The 19142-nt window shown below is 63.3% G+C and carries 18 protein-coding genes; 6 read left to right on the plus strand and 12 right to left on the minus strand.

The window, feature by feature from the left end:
• Positions 1-43: 43 nt before the first annotated feature.
• The 3 genes from J0X03_RS23500 (at position 44) to J0X03_RS23510 (ending at position 3010) form a co-directional block, all read left to right on the plus strand.
• A complete protein-coding gene (locus J0X03_RS23500) occupies positions 44-1432 on the plus strand; it encodes an amidohydrolase family protein (protein ID WP_033645103.1) in 1389 nt (462 codons plus the stop codon).
• Positions 1433-1532: 100 nt separating this feature from the next.
• Complete coding sequence (locus tag J0X03_RS23505; protein WP_069100550.1) at positions 1533-2084, plus strand: isochorismatase family protein; 552 nt, start codon at positions 1533-1535, stop codon at positions 2082-2084.
• Positions 2085-2086: 2 nt separating this feature from the next.
• Positions 2087-3010: a GlxA family transcriptional regulator gene (locus J0X03_RS23510; protein ID WP_142074810.1), complete on the plus strand. Its 924-nt coding sequence runs from the start codon at positions 2087-2089 to the stop codon at positions 3008-3010.
• Here J0X03_RS23510 and J0X03_RS23515 read toward each other — a convergent pair.
• Positions 3005-3997 (minus strand): acyltransferase, encoded by a 993-nt coding sequence (locus tag J0X03_RS23515; protein WP_160203880.1) that lies wholly within the window; start codon positions 3995-3997, stop codon positions 3005-3007. The two genes, J0X03_RS23510 and J0X03_RS23515, sit on opposite strands and share 6 nt — an antisense overlap.
• A 217-nt stretch (positions 3998-4214) precedes the next feature.
• Between J0X03_RS23515 and J0X03_RS23520 the strand changes: the two genes are divergently transcribed.
• Complete coding sequence (locus J0X03_RS23520; RefSeq protein WP_033633516.1) at positions 4215-5462, plus strand: MFS transporter; 1248 nt, start codon at positions 4215-4217, stop codon at positions 5460-5462.
• 53 nt (positions 5463-5515) lie between these two features.
• Here J0X03_RS23520 and J0X03_RS23525 read toward each other — a convergent pair whose 3' ends face one another.
• Positions 5516-6142 carry a LysE family translocator gene (locus J0X03_RS23525; protein ID WP_033645107.1) on the minus strand — a complete coding sequence of 209 codons (627 nt, stop codon included), beginning with the start codon at positions 6140-6142 and terminating at the stop codon, positions 5516-5518.
• A 121-nt stretch (positions 6143-6263) separates the two neighbouring features.
• On the opposite strand from J0X03_RS23525, the gene J0X03_RS23530 reads away from it, so the two are divergent.
• Positions 6264-7175: a LysR family transcriptional regulator gene (locus J0X03_RS23530; protein ID WP_033645108.1), complete on the plus strand. Its 912-nt coding sequence runs from the start codon at positions 6264-6266 to the stop codon at positions 7173-7175.
• An 11-nt stretch (positions 7176-7186) separates the two neighbouring features.
• On the opposite strand, the gene J0X03_RS23535 is transcribed toward J0X03_RS23530, so the two are convergent.
• The 10 genes from J0X03_RS23535 to fdnG all read right to left on the minus strand — a co-directional run bounded on the left by J0X03_RS23535 (position 7187) and on the right by fdnG (position 18041).
• Entirely contained in the window at positions 7187-7462 is a 276-nt protein-coding gene (locus tag J0X03_RS23535) for a type II toxin-antitoxin system RelE/ParE family toxin (protein ID WP_147880991.1), read from the minus strand.
• On the minus strand, positions 7462-7722 hold the full coding sequence (locus J0X03_RS23540) for a CopG family ribbon-helix-helix protein (protein WP_033639076.1): 261 nt from the start codon (positions 7720-7722) through the stop codon (positions 7462-7464). The genes J0X03_RS23535 and J0X03_RS23540 overlap by 1 nt, the downstream gene beginning before the upstream one ends.
• A gap of 82 nt (positions 7723-7804) precedes the next feature.
• Positions 7805-9646, minus strand: a complete 1842-nt coding sequence (gene selB / locus J0X03_RS23545) for a selenocysteine-specific translation elongation factor (RefSeq protein ID WP_160203879.1) — start codon at positions 9644-9646, stop codon at positions 7805-7807.
• Entirely contained in the window at positions 9643-11037 is a 1395-nt protein-coding gene (gene selA / locus J0X03_RS23550; RefSeq protein WP_033645110.1) for an L-seryl-tRNA(Sec) selenium transferase, read from the minus strand. The genes selB and selA overlap by 4 nt, the downstream gene beginning before the upstream one ends.
• Positions 11038-11106: 69 nt before the next feature.
• Positions 11107-11712 (minus strand): glutathione S-transferase, encoded by a 606-nt coding sequence (locus J0X03_RS23555; protein WP_033645111.1) that lies wholly within the window; start codon positions 11710-11712, stop codon positions 11107-11109.
• 40 nt (positions 11713-11752) lie between these two features.
• On the minus strand, positions 11753-12403 hold the full coding sequence (locus tag J0X03_RS23560) for a DcrB/PsbP domain-containing protein (protein ID WP_033645112.1): 651 nt from the start codon (positions 12401-12403) through the stop codon (positions 11753-11755).
• A gap of 114 nt (positions 12404-12517) precedes the next feature.
• Positions 12518-13447, minus strand: coding sequence for a formate dehydrogenase accessory protein FdhE (gene fdhE, locus J0X03_RS23565; protein ID WP_033645113.1), 930 nt, complete (start codon positions 13445-13447; stop codon positions 12518-12520).
• Positions 13447-14082 (minus strand): formate dehydrogenase cytochrome b556 subunit, encoded by a 636-nt coding sequence (fdoI, locus tag J0X03_RS23570; RefSeq protein ID WP_004934017.1) that lies wholly within the window; start codon positions 14080-14082, stop codon positions 13447-13449. The genes fdhE and fdoI overlap by 1 nt, the downstream gene beginning before the upstream one ends.
• The gene (gene fdxH, locus J0X03_RS23575; RefSeq protein ID WP_004934014.1) at positions 14079-14981 is read right to left on the minus strand and encodes a formate dehydrogenase subunit beta; all 903 of its coding nucleotides are present in this window, start codon (positions 14979-14981) and stop codon (positions 14079-14081) included. The genes fdoI and fdxH overlap by 4 nt, the downstream gene beginning before the upstream one ends.
• 12 nt (positions 14982-14993) lie before the next feature.
• Positions 14994-18041 (minus strand): formate dehydrogenase-N subunit alpha, encoded by a 3048-nt coding sequence (gene fdnG, locus J0X03_RS23580; protein WP_103101707.1) that lies wholly within the window; start codon positions 18039-18041, stop codon positions 14994-14996.
• 427 nt (positions 18042-18468) lie between these two features.
• On the opposite strand from fdnG, the gene sodA reads away from it, so the two are divergent.
• Positions 18469-19089, plus strand: coding sequence for a superoxide dismutase [Mn] (gene sodA, locus J0X03_RS23585; protein WP_004934003.1), 621 nt, complete (start codon positions 18469-18471; stop codon positions 19087-19089).
• Positions 19090-19142: the final 53 nt, after the last annotated feature.

Consider the following 19142-nt stretch of genomic DNA (forward strand, 5'->3'; position numbering starts at 1 on the left):
GGGATGTTTTCACCCACCTCACCTCTGGATTAAGGAACCGAACGTGGAAAACCCTCAACAACCGGGCCGCAGAGCCTTCCTCAGCCAAACCGGCAAACTCACCACCGCCTGCGCGGTGATCGGCCTGACCGGCGGCATGGCACAGGCCGCTTCGCCTGGCGGCGAGCCGTGTGCGCCAACGCCGATGACCCTGACCGATCGCCACTACTGCCTGAGCGAGGTGCGGCTGGAAGACGGCTTTGAATACGACGGCGAAACGGTGATCGGCACCCGCACCGCGCTGTACACCCTGGAGATCAAAGACGGCAAGATCGCCGCCATTCACGCCGCCAACGCCGCGTTGCCGGCCGGCGTGCCCCGCTATAAGGCGCAGGGCCGGCTGCTGCTGCCGGCATTTCGCGATATGCACATCCACCTGGATAAAACCTTCTACAGCGGCCCGTGGCAGGCGCCGCGCCCGCGCCAGGGCAAAACCATCATGGACATGATCGCGCTGGAGCAGACACTGATCCCGACACTGCTGCCCACCTCGCAGCAACGGGCGGAAAACCTGATCGCCTTGCTGCAGTCCAAAGGCAGCACCGTGGCACGCAGCCACTGCAATATCGATCCGGTCAGCGGCCTGAAAAGCCTGGAGCACCTGCAGCGCGCGCTGGAAAACCACCGGGCGGACTTCAGCTGTGAAATCGTCGCCTTCCCGCAGCACGGCCTGCTGCACTCCAGGGTCGATGCGCTGATGCGCGAAGCGATGCAGATGGGCGTGCAGTACGTCGGCGGGCTGGATCCGACCAACGTCGACGGCGCGATGGAGAAATCGCTCGACGCCATGTTCCAGATCGCCCTCGATACCGGCAAAGGCGTGGATATCCACCTGCATGAAACCAGCCCGGCCGGGGTCGCCGCCATCAACTACATGATCACCACCGTGGAGAAAAACCCAGCGCTGCGCGGCAAGGTCACCATTAGCCACGCTTTCGCCCTGACCACGTTGACGCCGGGCGAACTGGCGGAAACCGCCACCCGGCTGGCGGCGCAGCAGATCACCATCGCCTCCACGGTGCCGATCGGCGGCCTGATGATGCCGCTGCCGCAGCTCAGTGAGAAAGGGGTGTTCGTGATGACCGGCACCGACAGCGTGATCGACCACTGGTCGCCGTTCGGCACCGGCGACATCCTGGAGAAGGCCAATCTGTACGCCCAGCTGTACCGCGGTTCCGACGAGTATCACCTGTCGCGCGCCATGGCCATCTCCACCGGCGGCGTGCTGCCACTGGACGATAAGGGGCAGCGCGCCTGGCCGAAAGCCGGCGATGCCGCCGAGTTCGTGCTGGTCAACGCCAGCTGTTCCGCCGAGGCGGTCGCCCGTCTGCCGGCGCGCAGCGCCACCTTCCATCAGGGGCGCCTGGTCGCCGGCCAGGTGAGCAAAGCCTAAGGTCGGTCCGTTGTTGTCATCATGATGGCCGTTTTTGGCCTTCTGCCAGAGTAAGGCGCGGCGCAAGATGGTCGCTACACACACTGGCGGAGGGCCGAAAATGTCACAGAGCGCGTTATTGATCATCGATGTCCAGCAATCATTCCAGCACCGTCCATTCTGGCAGGAGGACGATTTGCCTGCGTTTCAACAGGCGCTGACCCGCCTGATTGCGGGCTGCCGACAGCGCGGCGCGGCCCTGGTCGACGTGCTGCACGTTTCGCCGCAAGGGCCGTTCTCACTGGCTTCGGGCCATGTGCAGCGCCTGCCGTTCCTCACCCACCAGGCGGATATCACCGTACACAAGCATGTGCACAATGCGCTGACCGAATCCGGCCTCAACGCCTGGCTGCGCGAGCGGGACATCAACCACCTGATCGTCTCCGGCATCCGCACCGAGCAGTGCTGCGAAACCACCACCCGGGTGGCGTCCGACCTCGGTTATCGGGTGACTTTCGTCACCGAGGCGACGCTGACCTTCCCGATGCGCCATCCCGACGGCGAAGTCTTTACCCCCGCGCAGTTGAAGCGGCATACTGAAACCGTACTGGTCGATCGTTTCGCCCGCATCGCCAGCGTGGATGAGGCGCTGGCGCAACTCGCACAGGAGTAATCATGTCGCAGGCCGTCTATTTTCTGCTGTTGCCCAACGTGCTGTCGCTGGACGTCAGCGGCCCGGCGGAAACCCTGCGCCTCGCCGGGCAGTTCAGCCTGCGTTACCTCAGCCCGGCGCCGCAGATCGTCTGCTCCATCGGCATGACGCTGAGCGGCCTGCAGCCGTTGCCCGAGCGCCTGGAAGACGGCGCCATCCTGGTGCTGCCGGGCGTCGGCGATTCGCAGCGCTATTTCGCCGGAGAGGAGGCCGAGCAGGCGCGCCGCTGGCTGGCGACGCTGCGGCCCGATCTGCAACGGCAGCGCATCACCCTGGTGTGCATCTGTTCCGGCGCGCTGCTGGCGGCGCAGGCCGGGCTGCTCGACGGCTATCAGTGCACCACCCACCACGACGTCATCGAACGTATCCGCCTGCAGGCGCCGGCGGCGCAGGTGAAAGAGAACCGCATCTTCGTCGAAGACCGCGGCGTCTACACCAGCGCGGGCATCACCACCGGCATCGATTTGGCGCTGCACCTGGTCCACCGCCACTGCGGCTCCGGCCGGGCGCGCGACGTCGCACGCGACATGGTGGTTTATTTCCGCCGCGCCGGCGACGATCCGCAGCTGTCGCCCTGGCTGCGCTACCGCAACCACCTGCACCCGGCGGTGCACCGCGCGCAGAACGTGATGGCCGCAGAGCCGGAGGCCGACTGGTCAGTGCCGCAGATAGCGGAGAAGGCGCACGTCAGCAGCCGCCACCTGGCGCGGCTGTTTCGCAACCACGTCGGCATCAGCGTGCGGGAGTATCATGAGCAGCTGCGGCTGGCGGTGGCACAACAGCGCCTGCAGCAAGGGTATGGCTTGGAGAAGGCCGCGCTGGCAGCTGGGTTTTCTTCCGGGCGGCAGCTGCGCCGCGCCCAGCAGCGCCAGCGCTCGCCGCTATGACACCAGCCGGCGGGTATCCAGCCGCTGCAGGCCGACAGACAGCAGCAGGCTGCCCCCCAGCGCCACGCCGAACACCCAGAAGATATCCAGCAGCGGGTGGCCGGTGAAGTCCAGGTGCCGGCTGCGCATCACGTTGACGATAAGGGCGTGAAAACCGTAAATCGCCAGCGAATGGCGGGAGAACGTGCTCAACCAGCCGATCGGCTGCGGCAGACAGTGTTTCACCCACACCAGCAGCGCCACCGCCGCCATAAACACCAGCGGGCCGCTGTAGATGTAGTAGGTATCGGCGAAGTTGCCGTTGATGAACAGCTGGTGTTTGGTGCCGCGCGCGATCAGCGCCACGCACAGCGCAAATCCCAACGCCGCCAACCAGCCCACGGCGCGCCCGCGCGCCTCCATCATGCCAATCGCCCGTCCGGCCAACGCATACAGCAGGTAGTAGAAGGTATCGCCGTAGATATACAGGTTAACCGGCAGCAGATGCGCGTTGCCGAAGGTCAGCTTATCGGTATTCGGGTTGGCGATCACCGCCAACATCACCAGCGCGGCGGCCAGGTAGCGGCGCGATACCGGTTTGACGCTAATCAGCGGCGACAGCAGGTAAATCACCGCGATGGCGTAGAAAAACCACAGATGATAGAACACCGGCTTTTGCAGGATGCCGCGCAGCGACGGCCAGAAACCGATCTTGGTGAAAGCCGCGATATAGATCAGCGCAATGGCGCTGTAGAACAGAATGCAGCAGAGGATGCGGGTGAAATGCCGCCGGCCGGCGCTCTTTTCGCCGAAGAACAGGTAGCCGGAAATCATAAAGAACAGCGGCACCGACACGCGCGACAGTGAGTTCAGCACGTTGGCGATGTCCCAGTTGTGCAACCCTATCGCCGCGCCGTTGGTGACGTAATAGGTGGTGGCGTGGATCATCACCACCATCATGCACGCCATCGCCCGCAGGTTGTCTATCCAGCCGATTTTCTCGCTCAAACGCTCGCCCGATCTTGTGTCATATTGATATGTTAAGAAGAGGTTATCGGGCACGGCGTTCGGCGACAACCCAAAAGCGAAATATCAGAATGCACTTAAACAACACCTTATGATTGCGAAGGTGAACAATTGGCGGCAAAATAGCCGCCATAACTCGCTCAGTTTGCGCTTCCCGCCCTGGCAGTTCCTTTTTCTCTTTTACTATCAGTACAATAATATGAAAACGACATTACCACCTGCGGCACGTTTGGGCCGGCAGGCGCTTTTATTCCCTCTTTGTCTGGTGCTGTTCGAGTTCGCCACCTATATCGGCAACGATATGATTCAGCCCGGCATGCTGGCCGTCGTGGCGGATTTCAACGCCGGCGAAGAGTGGGTGCCCACCTCGATGACCGCCTATCTGGCCGGCGGCATCTTCCTGCAGTGGCTGCTCGGGCCGCTGTCAGATCGCCGCGGCCGTCGCCCGGTGATGCTGGCCGGGGTGGCGTTCTTTATCGTCTCCTGCCTGGCGATCCTGCTGGTCACCACCATCGAGCAGTTCATCGCCATGCGTTTCCTGCAGGGCATCGGCCTGTGCTTTATCGGCGCGGTCGGCTACGCCACGATTCAGGAGTCGTTCGAAGAGGCGGTGTGCATCAAAATCACCGCCCTGATGGCTAACGTGGCGCTGATCGCCCCGCTGCTGGGGCCGCTGGCCGGTGCGGCGCTGATCCACGTCGCACCGTGGCAAAGCATGTTCGTGCTGTTTGCGGCGCTGGCGGCCATCGCCTTCTACGGCCTGTGGAAAGCCATGCCGGAGACCGCCACGCTGCAGGGCGAGGCGTTCTCCGCCGCCAACCTGTGGCGCGACTACCGCCAGGTGCTGGGCAACCGCCGCTTCCTGTGCGGCGCCCTGGCGATCGGTTTCGCCAGCCTGCCGCTGCTGGCCTGGATCGCCCAGTCGCCGGTGATCCTGATCAGCGGGGAGTCGTTGTCGACGCTGGATTACGGCCTGCTGCAGATCCCGGTGTTCGGCGCGCTGATCCTCGGCAACCTGACGCTGGCGCGCCTGACCGGCAAAAACAGCGTGGAGCGCCTGATCAAGCTGGGCGCTGGCCCGATGCTTCTGGGGCTGCTGATCGCCGCGCTGGCGACCCAGTTCTCCAGCCACGCCTACCTGTGGATGACCGCCGGCCTGAGCCTGTACGCCTTCGGCATCGGCCTCGCCAACGCCGGGCTGTACCGCCTGACGCTGTTCTCCAGCAACGTCAGCAAAGGCACCGTGTCCGCCACCATGGGCATGCTGAGCATGATGGTGTTCACCGTCGGCATCGAGCTGGCCAAGGTCGCCTACGTCTGGGGCGGCAGCGGGTTGTTCAACCTGTTCAACCTCATCAGCGGCCTGTGCTGGCTGACGTTGGTGGCGCTGTTCCTCGCCAAACGCCGCAACGGCGATCCCACCCCGCAGCCGAACGGCGCGGCATAAGCGCGACGATAAAACGCCGGTCTGGTTTCCCGACCGGCGTTTTTTATGCGGCTTCAGCCGAGCAGCCCCCCCAGCGCATACCCCGCCCCCACCACCGCTACCGCCAACAACAGCAACGCCGACAGGACGGAGATCGCCCGTCGCGCGCGCTGCAATGCCGTTCCCGACAGCAGGGTGATATAGGCCAGCAAGATGGCGAAGTCCATCAGCACCCACAGCGCGGTCAGCAACGTCAGGCTGCCGCCGACCGAGGGGGTGACGGCGATGAACTGCGGAAAAAAGGCGACGAAGAAAATGATGTCCTTAGGGTTGGCGATGCCCACCAGAAAACCGTTCACGATCGCCGAGCGTTTTTGCGGCGGCGCAACGGGCCGCGCATCGGGGGCCGGCGAGGAGAAATCCTCATACAGCGAGGCGATCGCCATGCGGGCGATAAACAAGCAGCCCAACAGGCTGATCCCCTGCAGCATGCGCCTTTCGACGGCGAACAGCCCGGTGACGATCAGCGCAGCGATGCCGATCAGCAGCAGTGAGGCCCCGTTGCTGCCCAGCGCGGTCCACAGCGCCCGCCGGGCGCCAAAGCGCGTCGCGGTGTTGGCGACCATTACCACCACCGGCCCCGGCGTGGCGATAAGCAGGAAAATAGCGGCGAAATACGCCGCCAGCAACGACAGGTTCATCTTTATTTCACTCACATTCAGACGGTTGGCATCGGATCATTATGATGCCGCCGCCCCCGCCTTGAAAAAGGAGTAATCCTGTCGTTTACTGTGAATCAGACTCATCCTGAGAGACGCCGCGATGGCCAGTTCCCTTCCGCCGCTTTACGCCCTGCGCGCCTTCGAAAGCGCCGCCCGCACCGGCTCGTTCACGCTGGCCGCCGACGCGCTGCATCTCACCCCCAGCGCCGTCAGCAAGCATATCAAAACGCTGGAGCAGCACTTTGGCTGTCGCTTGTTCCAGCGCAATGGCCCGCGCATCGAGGTCACCCCGCAGGGAAAAATCTTCGCCGCCGAGCTGCAGCAGGGGTTTGCGCGCATCGAGCAAGCCTGCGAGCTGTTCAGAAGCCACCGCGATCTGCTGCGGCTGAAGGCGCCCTCTACCCTGACCCTGCGCTGGCTGCTGGACTGCCTGAGCCGGTTCCGGCAAACGGCGCAGGCGTTCGAAGTGCAGGCAGCCAGCGTGTGGATGGACATCGACAACGTGGACTTTTTCAGCGAACCCTACGACTGCGCCATTCTGCTCGGCAACGGCTATTTCGGCGCCAACACCGCCGCCGTAAAACTGTTCGACGAATGGCTGATCCCGATTTGCGCCCCTGCGCTGCTCGCCGACGCGCAGCGCGATCTTGCCGCCTGCCCGCTGCTCCATCCTTCGCCCGATCGGCGCGACTGGCGGCGCTGGCTGCAAAAAAGCGGCATCGCGACCCCGATCGATCTTATGCGCGGCCAGGTATTTGATTCGCTGGAACAGGGCAACGCGGCGGCCATCGCCGGGCATGGCGTCTCGATCGGCGATCTGGCGCTGAGCCTGCGGACGATTGAGGAGGGGTTATTGGCGGTGCCCTGTGACGCCGCCGTGCGCACCGGCGACGGTTACTATCTGGTTTGGCCGGAGGAATCGGCGAAACGGCCGCTGATCGAGCGTTTACAAGCGTTTCTCGCCGCCCAAACGCCCGACGTCAGCCGGGCCGCCGTCAGGTTTATCGGGTAGGGGAATTCCGCCTATCGCTCTTCGCGGGTATGCCAAATACGCAGAACATAAATCGTTGCCGGCTGCATCTGGTAACGTATCTCATAACGGCCGACCAGAATACGCCTCACTTCCTGCGGTAAAAACTCGTCCAGTCTTTCACCCAGGCGAGGATTATCGAGCAACGCTTTAGGCGCGGCGACCAAGGCCTTCACCGAATTCGCTGCCGCAGTGCGGTTAGCCAAGGCAAGAAACTCAAACAAACGCGCCAAATCCGGTAGCGCCTTACTCGTCCATTTTAACTCCATCAGCGCGGTACCGGCAGCGGCTCGTCACTGTCCAGGCTGGCCGCCCAGGCTTCTACCGACTCATGATCGATAACGTTTTGCTGTTCGACATCGGCCAGCGCCGCCAGCGTTAACCGACGGCGCTCTTCCTCTTGCTCAAGCCAGGCGGCGAGGGCTTGCTTCACTATCCATCCCCGTGAGCGTTCAAGTTTGGCGGCCATTTCATCCACCTTTTCGGCCAAAGGCAGCGGGACATGAGCGGTGATGACTTTCGTATTCATCGTCTTGCTCCTCAGTACAATCAATATCAATCAAAGTGATTAAAGCTGATTACACCGCCATCAGAGAACAAAAAAAACGCAATCAGTTGCCGAACAGCCCGCCGTCGCGCAGCAGATGCTCGTTGCCCTTGCGGCGGGTAAAGCCGCTGCGATCGAAGAACTCCAGCACCTGGATCGCCAGCTTGCGCCCGACGCCGAGCCGATCGCGGAAATCGGCGGCGTTGGCGCCCCCGCGCTCCGCATCCAGCTCGCGGATCAGCGCCGCGAACTGATCGATGCGTCGGCTGAGGTAGTAGCGATCCACCACCACCGCCGTCACATGGCCCAGTTGAGCCGCCTTGCGCAGCAGCGCGCGCACCCGGCTCTCGTCTTCGCCCAGCTCGCTCGCCAGATCGCGCACCCACCACGGCTCGTCGCCGAACAGCGGCTCGATGCGCGCCCACAGCGGCGCCTCGTCGGCGCTGAACGCCAGGCCGTGTTCCGGCAGATGCAGCCAGCCGCGCGTATTGCGCAGCGCGCCGGCCTTCAGCAGCCGATCGATCATCATAAACACCAGCGTTTCCGGCTGCTGAGGCAGAGCCATGCGCCGCAGGCGGGCGCGCCCTAAGCCCAGCTGATCGGCGTGCTGTTGGTGATACTCCGCCAGCACCTGCAGCAGGCGGCTTTCCGCCTGTTGCACCTGATCCTGCGCCAGCGCCCGGTCACCGACGATCAGCAGATCGCGGTTCGCCAGCAGTGCCGCCAGGCCGTCGTCGGTCAACTGACGCGCCCAGGCAAACGCCGCCAGCGACAGCGCGCCGTGCGGCAGCTCAAGCGCCAGCGCCTGCGCATCGTCCTGCGCCTGCGCCAGGGCCTGCAGCCAGGCCAGGTAGTCCGGCTGGCGCTTGCCGCGCTTGGGCGCATTCAGCCTGAGTACCCGGGCCGCGCCCAGCGTTTGCCGCGCGCCGATATCGCGCAGCACCAGCCGATCGTTCTCCGCCAGCCACAGCGGACGATCGAGGATCAGTTCCGCCAGCCCGTCGTTCAATAGCGAAATGCGCCCGGTGATGTGGCTGGCGGCATGGTGCAGATGCAGCGGCTGCCAATGGCGGATCGGCCGATCCGTCTCAAGCGCCACCAGAATGCGTTCCGCCGCCTCCGGCGGGCGCTGCGCCAGCAGCCAATCGCCGCGCGCGATCCGGTCTTTATCGACATCGCCGCTGATGTTAAGCGCGATGCGTTGCCCGGCCTGCGCCTGTTCCACGGTCTGATTCTGGGCATGCAGGCCTCGCACCCGCACCGGCGCGTCGGCGCCGGTCAGCCACAGCGTATCCCCCACCTTCACCCGGCCGCCGAGCGCGGTGCCGGTCACCACCAGCCCCGCCCCTTTGACGCTGAACGCACGGTCTACCGCCAGACGAAAACGGCGCGTCAGCGCATGCTCGCCGGGCGACAGCGCCAGCAAATGCGCGCGCAGCGCCTCAATGCCCTCGCCCGCCACTGCTGCGGTGACAAACAGCGGCGCATCGGGCCAGCCCTGGCGCGCCAGCTCGTCGCGCACCTGAACGCGCACCTCATCGACACGCGCCGCCTCCACCCGGTCGGCCTTGGTCAGCGCCACCGTCAGCGCCGGGCGCCCGCTCAGGCGCAGGATCGCCAGATGCTCGCGGGTCTGCGCCATCACGCCGTCGTCGCAGGCCACCACCAGCAGCGCATGGTCAATGCCGCCGACGCCCGCCAGCATATTGGCGAGGAATTTTTCGTGGCCGGGCACGTCGATAAAGCCCAGCACCCGGCCGTCCGGCTGCGGCCAGTAGGCGTAGCCCAGATCGATGGTCATGCCGCGGCGCTTTTCTTCCGGCAGGCGATCCGCGTTGATCCCGGAGATCGCCTGCAGCAGAGTGGTTTTGCCATGATCGACATGGCCGGCGGTGGCGATGATCATGATGCGCTCAACGCGTCGATCAGCGCCCCTTCCTGTTCCAGACAGCGCAGATCCAGCCACAGCCTGCCGTCGCCAAGGCGGCCGATCACCGGCTGCGGCAGGCGGCGCCAGCGTTCAGCCAGCGCTTCCAGCGTGGCGCCGCGGCCGTCGCGCGGCGTGAAGGTCAGCGCATAGCTGGGCAGGCGATCCACCGGCAGCGAACCGCTGCCAATCTGCGACCAGCACGGTTCGGCGCGCAGCGCGAAATCGGCGGTGAACCGTGGCGTCAGCGCCGTCAGCAGCCGCTCGGCCGCCTGTTGCATCTCCTGCTGCGGGCGGGTCAGCAGCCGCAGCGTCGGCAGTTGCTCAGCCAGTTTTTCCGGCTGCAAATAAAGCCGCAGCGTGGCCTCCAGGGCCGCCAGCGTCAGCTTGCCGACGCGCAGCGCGCGCTTGAGCGGGTGCTGCTGCAGGCGCGCGATCAGCGCCTTTTTGCCGACGATGATGCCGGCTTGCGGGCCGCCCAGCAGCTTATCGCCGGAGAACGTCACCAGATCGACGCCGGCGGCCAGCAACCGCTGCGGCATCGGTTCGGCGGGCAGGCCGTACTGCGCCATATCGATCAGCGAGCCGCTGCCCAGATCGGTGGCGGTCGGCACGCCCTGTTCGGCCCCGAGCTGCGCCAGTTCGGCCTCATCGACCGCAGCGGTAAAGCCCTGAATGCTGTAGTTGCTGGTGTGCACTTTCATCAACAGGCCGGTCTGCTCGTTGATGGCCTGGCGGTAATCCTTCAGATGGGTGCGGTTGGTGGTGCCGACCTCAACCAATTGACAGCCGGCCTGGCGCATCACGTCGGGAATGCGGAACGCGCCGCCGATCTCCACCAGCTCGCCGCGCGATACCACCACCTCTTTGCCGGGGGCGATCGCCGCCAGCATCAGCAGCACCGCCGCCGCGTTGTTATTGACGATGCAGGCGTCTTCCGCGCCGGTCAGCCGGCACAGCAGACTCGCCACCGCCCGATCGCGATGGCCGCGCCCGGCGCCGTCCAGATCGTACTCCAGCGTCACCGCCTCCCCCATCACCGCGCTCACCGCATCCTGCACCGGCTGCGCCAGCAGGGCGCGCCCGAGGTTGGTGTGCAGCACGGTGCCGCTGAGGTTGAACACCGGCAATAACGCCGGGCGTTGCTGCCGGGCCAGCTCGGCCCGCAGCGCCTGCGGCCAGTCGCCGCACCAGGCCGGTAAACGTTGCTGCTGTTTTATCGCGTCGCGCGCCTCGGCCTGCAGCCGGCGCAGCAGTTCGCCGATCAGCGTCTGGCCATGCTGCGCCACCAGCGATTCAATCGCGGGTTCACGCAGCAGGCGGTCGATGGCGGGCAGTTGGCTGTAAAGAAGGTGGGATTCAGTGCTCATGGTCGCTCGGTTTTCAGTTTAGACGTATCGGCATAGCAAAACCCCGCCGCGGCGGGGAGAAAAGAACGTTCAGGGCGGCGCCGTGCGGGCGAAACTTTCGCGGGCGAACAGGCGTTCGGCCAGCTTGACCAGCGCCGGGCGTTGGACGCACCAGTTGGGCAGGATGCGGCGGAAATTCAGGTAGCCCAGCGCGCAGCCGGTGGCGATATCCGCCAGCGTCAGCCGCTCGGCATTGAGCCACGTTTTTTCCTGCGCCAGCGCCTCCAGCGCATCCAGACCGTGCGTCAGCTTGTCACGCTGGCGCAGCATCCAGTTTTCGTCCTGCTTTTCCGGCGCACGCCGGCTTTCGCGGTACAGCGTCGCCGCCGCTTCGGTCACGCCGTCCGCCAGCGCCGCCACCTGGCGGACGCGCAGCGCCACGGCGCGATCGGCCGGCAAAAACGCCGGCTCCACCGTCAGCAGTTCGAGGTATTCGGCCACGATCGGCGAGTCGTAAAACACCTCGCCGTCATCGGCGATCAGCACCGGCACTTTGCCGAGCGGGTTCTGCTCCTTCACCCGGCTGCCGGGCTCATACGGCGGATCGTTGACGAATTCAAACGCGATCCCCTTCTCCAGCAGCATCACGGAAATCTTGCGCACAAAGGGGCTGGTGTAACTGCCGATAAGCTTCATCCGGTCTCCTCCGCTTCGTCCTGGCCGCGGCGCAATGCCCTTACTTCACCGCCAGAGTATCGATAATCCGCTGCACCAGCGCCTGATGCACTTCCGGCGTTTTGGCCGGCGACAGCATTTGCAGCGTTACCACCCGTTTGTTGAACACCGTCAACACCAGGGTGGACACCACCTTTTGGCCGTTGACGGTCTGCTCGGTATCCACCCGGCGAAACTTCTGTTTGCCGACGGTGAAGTTCTCTTCTTTGGTGGTCTGGATATTCTGATAGCGCTCGGCCAGCACCGTGATGGCGCTCTGCGTCAGCTCTTTCAGCATTTTGTCGCTGGTATTGATCTTCATGCCGTCCGGCGGGATCACTTCGGACGAAACCGCGCTCTGGCGCGACTTGCCGTCAAGAAAGCGCTGGATGGTGGAGGTGCTGTCATTGACGATGCCGCTGTTCAGCGTTTGATCGCTAAAGCCCGGCGGCAACTCGAAGGTGATCTTGCCCTTCTGCAGCGACACGTTCAGCCCCGGCGGCGCGGGTGGGGCCTCTACCGGCGCAGGCGGCGGCGGTGGCGCGGGCTGCGTCACGGTCGGCTTGGTGTCCGGTGGCGGCACCGCCGGTTTGGTGTCGTCCTTGTTGTCGCAGGCCGCCAGTCCGATCGCCAGCACGGCGACCGCGGTCAGTTTTGCCAGGGTGTTTAACATCGTGGTTCCTTTCGCTTGGCGCGTCATGGCCTAAACGTAGCAACTCGCCCGGGCGAATGCCAGAAGCCCGTTCTGAAATTGCTTGTCCGGCCCCGCGCGAACGGGGCCGGGCGGTTACTCCGCCGGGAACAGGAACGGATTGATGCTGCTGCGGCCGAAGCCTTCCTCTTCCATGCGGGCGTCCAGCACCAGCGAAGCCAGATCGTCGGCCACCGCTTCGACCTGCGGGTCTTTTTCCTGGTAGAGGATCTTCAGGTAAGTGCCGCAGTCGCCGCAGCTTTCCGCCTTCACCGCCGCCTGTTCGCTGTCCAGCGACCAGTAGTTGAGATCGCGGGTCTGCTCGCAGTTGCTGCACTTCACCCGCACCACGTGCCATTCGCTTTCGCACAGGTTGCAGTGCAGGTAGCGCAGGCCGTTAACGGTGCCGATATGCACCATGCTGGAAACCGGGATGCTGCCGCACACCGGGCAGAACTGGCGCTGCTCGCCGTATTCGGCGCGCGCCTTGCCGGGGATCAGGCTGGCCATCTGCGCCCAATAGAGCGACAGTGCGGCCCAGAGGAACGGCGCCTTCTCGCTGCCCACCTTGCCGAACTCGCGGTTGAGCAAGGCGTCGGCCATCAGCTCCAGCTCGTGCGCCGAGGCCTTCTCCAGGTTGTCCAGCACCACCAGAATGTGCTCCGGCGCCTGCGGACGCAGCTCGGCGATCAGCGACGTCAGCAGCTTGCGCCAGTGCTCGCTGCGCGGGAACACGCTCAGATCGAGCGGCGGTTTGCCGCTGGCGGCGCCCTGCACCAACGCTTCACTCAGATCGAGCTGCAGCGGGTTATCGTGCAACGCATGCTGCTGTGCCTGCGCCAGCTCGGCGGCGAAGTTCAGGTAGTCGCCCAGCGGGTTGTCGACCGCCAGCTGACGTAGACGATCGGCGCGGCGGCTGTACAGGCTTTTCAGGTTGGCGAAAAGTAACGGCGGGATGTTCTCCGCCGTTGTGGACTTCTCACGCTGTGCCCCTAACTGCTCTTTAGGAACGATGCGGATACTCATCAGGGTTTATCTTCCTGTCGTTTCTCGCGGACCTCACGGTACCAGCGCGGATGATGTTTCTTGGCCCAGGCCGCCGGCACCCAGCCTTCCACCATCGCGGTAATGGTGCCTTTTACCCACAATGCGGCGTAAATGTGCACCATAATCACGATGATAAGGCCGACCGCGGCCAGCGAATGCACCAGCAGCGCGATGCGGATCAGCGGGATGGAGAACGACGGCGCAAAATACGGCCGCCAGATCACCACGCCGCTGGCCAGCAGCAGCACCAGGCTGATAATCGCCGCCCAGAACACGCACTTCTGGCCGAAATTATAGCGCCCGGTGTCACCCACTTCCTCGTTCATGGCGATTTTGTGGATATTCTTGGCCCAGACGATATCTTCCCGGTTGATCAGGTTATGCTTCCAGTAGCGCAGGAACATCAGCAGGAACGCGGCGAACATGATGACCCCGACAAACGGGTGCAGAATGCGCGCCAGCTGCGGCGTCCCGAAGATGTTCATCAGCCAGTTGAAGGAGGGGAAGAAGAACCCCAGCCCGCTGATGGCGGCGAACACGAAGCAGAACGCCACTATCCAGTGGTTGATGCGCTCCGGCGCGCTGTAACGCTGAATGGGCTTTTCCTTTCTCATTTGCGCGTCTCCTCGTCATGCGACTCGTCGTGCTCGTCCTCATCCTCGACGCGGTTAGGCCCGACGCCGACATAGTGGAACACGCTGGCCGCGAAGGTGGCGGCAAAGCCGATGGCCGCCAGGGGTTTCCACACGCCCTTCCAGAAGGTCACCGCCGGGCTGATGCTCGGGTTGTCCGGCAAACCGTGGTACAGCTGCGGTTTGTCGGCGTGGTGCAACACGTACATCACGTGCGTGCCGCCCACCCCCGCCGGATCGTACAGACCGGCGTTCTGGTAGCCGCGGGTGTTCAGCTCGCTGACGCGATCCGCCGCCACCTGCTTCATCGCTTCCTTGGTGCCGAAGTGAATGGCACCGGTCGGGCAGGTTTTCACGCAGGCCGGTTCCTGGCCGACGTCCACGCGGTCGACGCACAGGGTGCACTTGTACACCCGGTTGTCGTCCTTGTTCATGCGCGGCACGTCGAACGGGCAGCCGGCGATGCAGTAGCCGCAGCCAATGCAGTGCTCGGACTGGAAGTCGACGATGCCGTTGGCGTACTGAATGATCGCGCCTTCCGACGGGCAGGCCTTCAGGCAGCCCGGATCGGCGCAGTGCATACAGCCATCCTTGCGGATCAGCCATTCCAGCTTGCCGTTTTCCTCCACCTCGGAGAAGCGCATCACCGTCCACGACTTGGCGGTCAGATCGGCGGGGTTATCGTACACCCCGACGTTGTGCCCCACTTCGTCGCGGATGTCGTTCCATTCGGAACAGGCCACCTGACAGGCCTTGCAGCCGATACAGGTGGTGACATCGATCAGTTTGGCCACTTCTTCCTGGTGGTCACGGGCGCGCGGCGCCGGCGTGAAGCCATTGGTGGCGGATTTACGAATGATGTCTTGAGATTGCATGGCCATAATTCGTCTCCGTTACACCTTTTCCACGTTGACCAGGAACGCCTTGAACTCCGGCGTTTGCGTATTGGCGTCGCCGACGAACGGCGTCAGCGTGTTGGCGATAAAGCCTTTCTTCGCCACCCCTTCGTAACCCCAGTGAATCGGGATGCCGATGGTGTCGACTTCCTGGCCGTGCACCTGCAGCGTGCGAATACGCTTGGTCACCACCGCCTTGGCCTTGATGTAGCCGCGGTTGGAACTGACCTTCACGGTATCGCCCTGCTTGATGCCCTTCTTCTCCGCCAGCTTTTCGCCGATTTCCACAAACTGCTCCGGCTGCGCGATGGCGTTCAGCCGCGCGTGCTTGGTCCAGTAGTGGAAGTGCTCGGTCAGACGATAGGTGGTGCCGACGTACGGGAACTTGTCGGATTTGCCCATCGCCGCCAGATCGTCCTTGAACACGCGCGCCGCCGGGTTGGACACCACGTTCGGGTGCAGCGGGTTGGTGCCGAGCGGCGTTTCGAACGGCTCGTAGTGTTCAGGGAACGGCCCTTCCGCCATCTTGTCGGTGGCGAACAGGCGGCCCATGCCTTCCGGCTGCATGATGAACGGCCCGACGTCGCTGCCCGGCGCGGCGGTGCTGTAGTCCGGGATATCGGCCCCGACCCACTTGGCGCCGTCCCACTCCAGCAGCTGGCGTTTCGGATCCCACGGTTTACCCTGCGGATCCGCCGAGGCGCGGTTGTACAGAATGCGACGGTTGAGCGGCCATGCCCAGGCCCAGCCCAGCGTGTTGCCGAGGCCGGACGGATCGGCGTTGTCGCGCCGCGCCATCTGGTTGCCGGCCGGCGTCCAGCTGCCGGCGAAGATCCAGCAACCGCTGGCGGTGGTGCCGTCGTCGCGCAGCTGCGCGAACGAGCTGAGCAGCTCGCCTTTTTTCACCACCACTTTGCCATCGGCATCCAGCAGATCCGCCAGCGCCTTGCCGTTGTTCTCCTGCGCCACCTCTTCCGGGGCCGGGTTGTCCGGCGTCAGGTAGTCCCAGCGCATGTTCAGCACCTGTTCCGGCACCGCGCCGCCGTCGCGCGCATACATCTCGCGCAGGCGGCTGAAGATGCCCGCCAGGATCTCGCCGTCGTTCAGCGCTTCACCCGGGGCGTCCGCGCCTTTCCAGTGCCACTGCAGCCAGCGGCCGGAGTTGACGATCGAGCCGTTCTCTTCGGCGAAGCAGGTGGACGGCAGGCGGAACACTTCGGTCTGGATCTGCGAGGAATCCACCTCGTTGAACTCGCCGTGGTTCTGCCAGAAGTTGGAGGTCTCGGTGTTCAACGGATCGATGGTCACCAGGAACTTCAGCTTGGACAGCGAAGCCACCACCTTGTTTTTGTTCGGGAACGACGCCACCGGGTTAAAGCCCTGGCAGAAGTAGCCGTTGACCTTGCCCTGCGACATCATCTCGAAGTACTGCAGCACGTCGTAGCCCTTGTCCCACTTCGGCAGCCAGTCAAAGCCCCAGCTGTTGTCCTTCTGCGCCTTGTCGCCGTAGAAGGTCTTCATCATGCTGACGAAGAATTTCGGGTAGTTGCCCCAGTAGTTCACCTGGCCCGGCAGCAGCGCCTTCGGCGTGTTGGCCTTCAGGTAGGTCTCGAGATCGGTCTGTTTCTCCGACGGCAGCGTCAGGTAGCCCGGCAGGCTCTGCGACAGCAGGCCGAGATCGGTCAGCCCCTGGATGTTGGAGTGGCCGCGCAGCGCGTTGACGCCGCCGCCCGCCATGCCCATGTTGCCGAGCAGCAGCTGGATCATCGCCATGGTGCGGATGTTCTGCGCGCCGACCGAGTGCTGAGTCCAGCCCAGGGCGTACAGGAACGAAGCGGTCTTATCCGCGACGCAGGTTTCGGCGATGTATTCGCACACCTTGAGGAAATCGTCCTTCGGCGTGCCGCAGATGTTGGTCACCACGTCAGGCGTGTAGCGGCTCACGTGCTGCTTCAGCAGGTTCCACACGCAGCGTGGATCCTGCAACGTGACGTCGCGCTTGGCGAAGCCGTTCTCGTCGAACTGGTAGTTCCAGGTGGTTTTGTCGTACTTGCGGTTTTCCGCGTCGTAGCCGCTGAACAAGCCGTCTTCGAAGGCAAAGTCTTCCCGCACCAGCAGGCTGGCGTTGGTGTAGGCCTCGACGTACTCGCGGTTAAACTTGTTGTTGGTCATCAGATACAGCAACACGCCCGACAGGAAAGCAATGTCGGTCCCGGAGCGGATCGGCGTGTAGAAGTCCGCCACCGATGCGGTTCGGGTAAAGCGCGGATCGATCACGATCAGCTTGGCATTGTTGTGTATTTTGGCTTCCATCGCCCAGCGGAACCCCACCGGATGCGCTTCCGCCGCATTACCGCCCATGACGATAATCAAATTCGCGTTCTTGATATCAACCCAGTGGTTGGTCATCGCACCGCGACCAAATGTTGGAGCAAGACTTGCTACCGTTGGTCCGTGTCAGACACGCGCCTGGTTGTCTACGGCAAGCATGCCGAGAGCGCGACTAAATTTTTGCGACAGAAAACCGGTTTCGTTGCTGGCGGCCGAGGCGCACAGCATGCCGGTGGTCAGCCAACGGTTGACGGTAACGCCCTGGTCGTTGGTTTTGATGAAGTTGGCGTCACGGTCTTCTTTCACCAGCTTGGCGATGCGGGTAAAGGCGTCGTCCCAGCTGATGCGCTGCCATTTGTCCGACCCCGGCGCCCGGTATTCCGGGTACTTGAGGCGGCTTTCGCTGTGGATAAAGTCAACCAGGCCGGCGCCTTTCGGGCAAAGCGCGCCACGGTTTACCGGGTGATCCGGATCCCCTTCGATATGGAAAATGCTTTCTTTGGCGTTTTTGGCGCCATCACCAAGGCTGTACATCAACAGCCCACAGCCGACGGAACAATACGTACAGGTATTACGGGTCTCGCGGGCGCGCAGCAGTTTGTACTGCCGGGTTTCCGCCAACGCCACTTCGGGGGCAAAGCCCAGCGCGGCTACCGTCGTTCCTGCCATACCGCCAGCGCAGATCTTAAAGAACTGCCTTCTGCTGACCTGCATGGGGGTCTCCTTTACTCTCGATTGTCACATTGTTCAAATGGCGCTCCTCGCCAAAACGGCGGAGCGCTAATGTCACTGTTGTTATGCTGATACGCGACGCGGCGATATTACCACAGCGTGCTTGTGGTTGTTACACACTCGTGCTCATTCAGTGAACGCATTGGCACATTTCGATACATTTCGGCGTCGCAGCAGGCTCGGCGCTCTCTACAGTATAGAGAGTAACCAACGCATCGGCGCCAAGGCATGAAGAGGCGCTCAAGGCCTCCTTTCTATCAGTATGTTAACGCAGCGATTTGTTCATTAACCACACAGTCAGCAGGGCATTGATAATCATTTTCAATATCATTTAATTAACTATAATGATCCGACTGCTTACGCGGTGCTCGCCCTTTGCGCCGCCCATACACCACTGGAGATGATGATTATGAGTTATTCACTGCCATCCCTGCCGTACGCTTACGACGCACTGGAACCGCATTTCGACAAGCAGACGATGGAAATCCATCACACCAAACACCATCAGACCTACGTCAACAACGCCAACACCGTGCTGGAAGCTTACCCTGAGCTGGCCAAATACAGCGTTGAAGAGCTGATCCAGGATCTGGATAAAGTGCCTGCCGACAAACGCACTTTCATGCGCAACAACGCCGGCGGCCACGCCAACCACAGCTTCTTCTGGAAAAACCTGAAAACCGGCACCACGCTGGGCGGCGATCTGAAAGCGGCCATCGAGCGCGATTTCGGCAGCGTTGAGAAATTCCAGGAAGAGTTCGAGAAAGCCGCAGCCACCCGCTTCGGTTCCGGTTGGGCCTGGCTGGTGCTGAAAGACGGCAAACTGGCCGTGGTGTCTACCGCTAACCAGGACAGCCCGCTGATGGGCGAAGCCGTCGCCGGCGCTTCCGGTTTCCCAATCATCGGTCTGGACGTGTGGGAACACGCTTACTACCTGAAATATCAGAACAAACGCCCTGACTACATCAAGGCGTTCTGGAACGTGGTCAACTGGGACGAAGCGGCCGCACGCTTCGCCGCGAAGAAGTAATTCGCCCCCGTTGATGAAGATGCCCGCCGCAGGCGGGTATTTTTTTGCCTGAA

The organism is Serratia ureilytica, from assembly GCF_017309605.1.
GTDB lineage: Bacteria > Pseudomonadota > Gammaproteobacteria > Enterobacterales > Enterobacteriaceae > Serratia > Serratia ureilytica.

Excerpts from the sequence above, each read along its gene's own strand:
- fdxH (WP_004934014.1), bottom strand. The coding sequence starts at position 14,981 with ATGGCCATGCAATCTCAAGACATCATTCGTAAATCCGCCACCAATGGC.
- fdoI (WP_004934017.1), bottom strand. The coding sequence starts at position 14,082 with ATGAGAAAGGAAAAGCCCATTCAGCGTTACAGCGCGCCGGAGCGCATC.
- J0X03_RS23525 (WP_033645107.1), bottom strand. The coding sequence starts at position 6,142 with ATGAACCTGTCGTTGCTGGCGGCGTATTTCGCCGCTATTTTCCTGCTT.
- J0X03_RS23560 (WP_033645112.1), bottom strand. The coding sequence starts at position 12,403 with ATGTTAAACACCCTGGCAAAACTGACCGCGGTCGCCGTGCTGGCGATC.
- selB (WP_160203879.1), bottom strand. The coding sequence starts at position 9,646 with ATGATCATCGCCACCGCCGGCCATGTCGATCATGGCAAAACCACTCTG.
- J0X03_RS23540 (WP_033639076.1), bottom strand. The coding sequence starts at position 7,722 with ATGAATACGAAAGTCATCACCGCTCATGTCCCGCTGCCTTTGGCCGAA.
- J0X03_RS23510 (WP_142074810.1), top strand. The coding sequence starts at position 2,087 with ATGTCGCAGGCCGTCTATTTTCTGCTGTTGCCCAACGTGCTGTCGCTG.
- J0X03_RS23520 (WP_033633516.1), top strand. The coding sequence starts at position 4,215 with ATGAAAACGACATTACCACCTGCGGCACGTTTGGGCCGGCAGGCGCTT.
- J0X03_RS23555 (WP_033645111.1), bottom strand. The coding sequence starts at position 11,712 with ATGAAGCTTATCGGCAGTTACACCAGCCCCTTTGTGCGCAAGATTTCC.
- J0X03_RS23535 (WP_147880991.1), bottom strand. The coding sequence starts at position 7,462 with ATGGAGTTAAAATGGACGAGTAAGGCGCTACCGGATTTGGCGCGTTTG.
- J0X03_RS23530 (WP_033645108.1), top strand. The coding sequence starts at position 6,264 with ATGGCCAGTTCCCTTCCGCCGCTTTACGCCCTGCGCGCCTTCGAAAGC.
- fdhE (WP_033645113.1), bottom strand. The coding sequence starts at position 13,447 with ATGAGTATCCGCATCGTTCCTAAAGAGCAGTTAGGGGCACAGCGTGAG.
- selA (WP_033645110.1), bottom strand. The coding sequence starts at position 11,037 with ATGAGCACTGAATCCCACCTTCTTTACAGCCAACTGCCCGCCATCGAC.
- J0X03_RS23505 (WP_069100550.1), top strand. The coding sequence starts at position 1,533 with ATGTCACAGAGCGCGTTATTGATCATCGATGTCCAGCAATCATTCCAG.
- sodA (WP_004934003.1), top strand. The coding sequence starts at position 18,469 with ATGAGTTATTCACTGCCATCCCTGCCGTACGCTTACGACGCACTGGAA.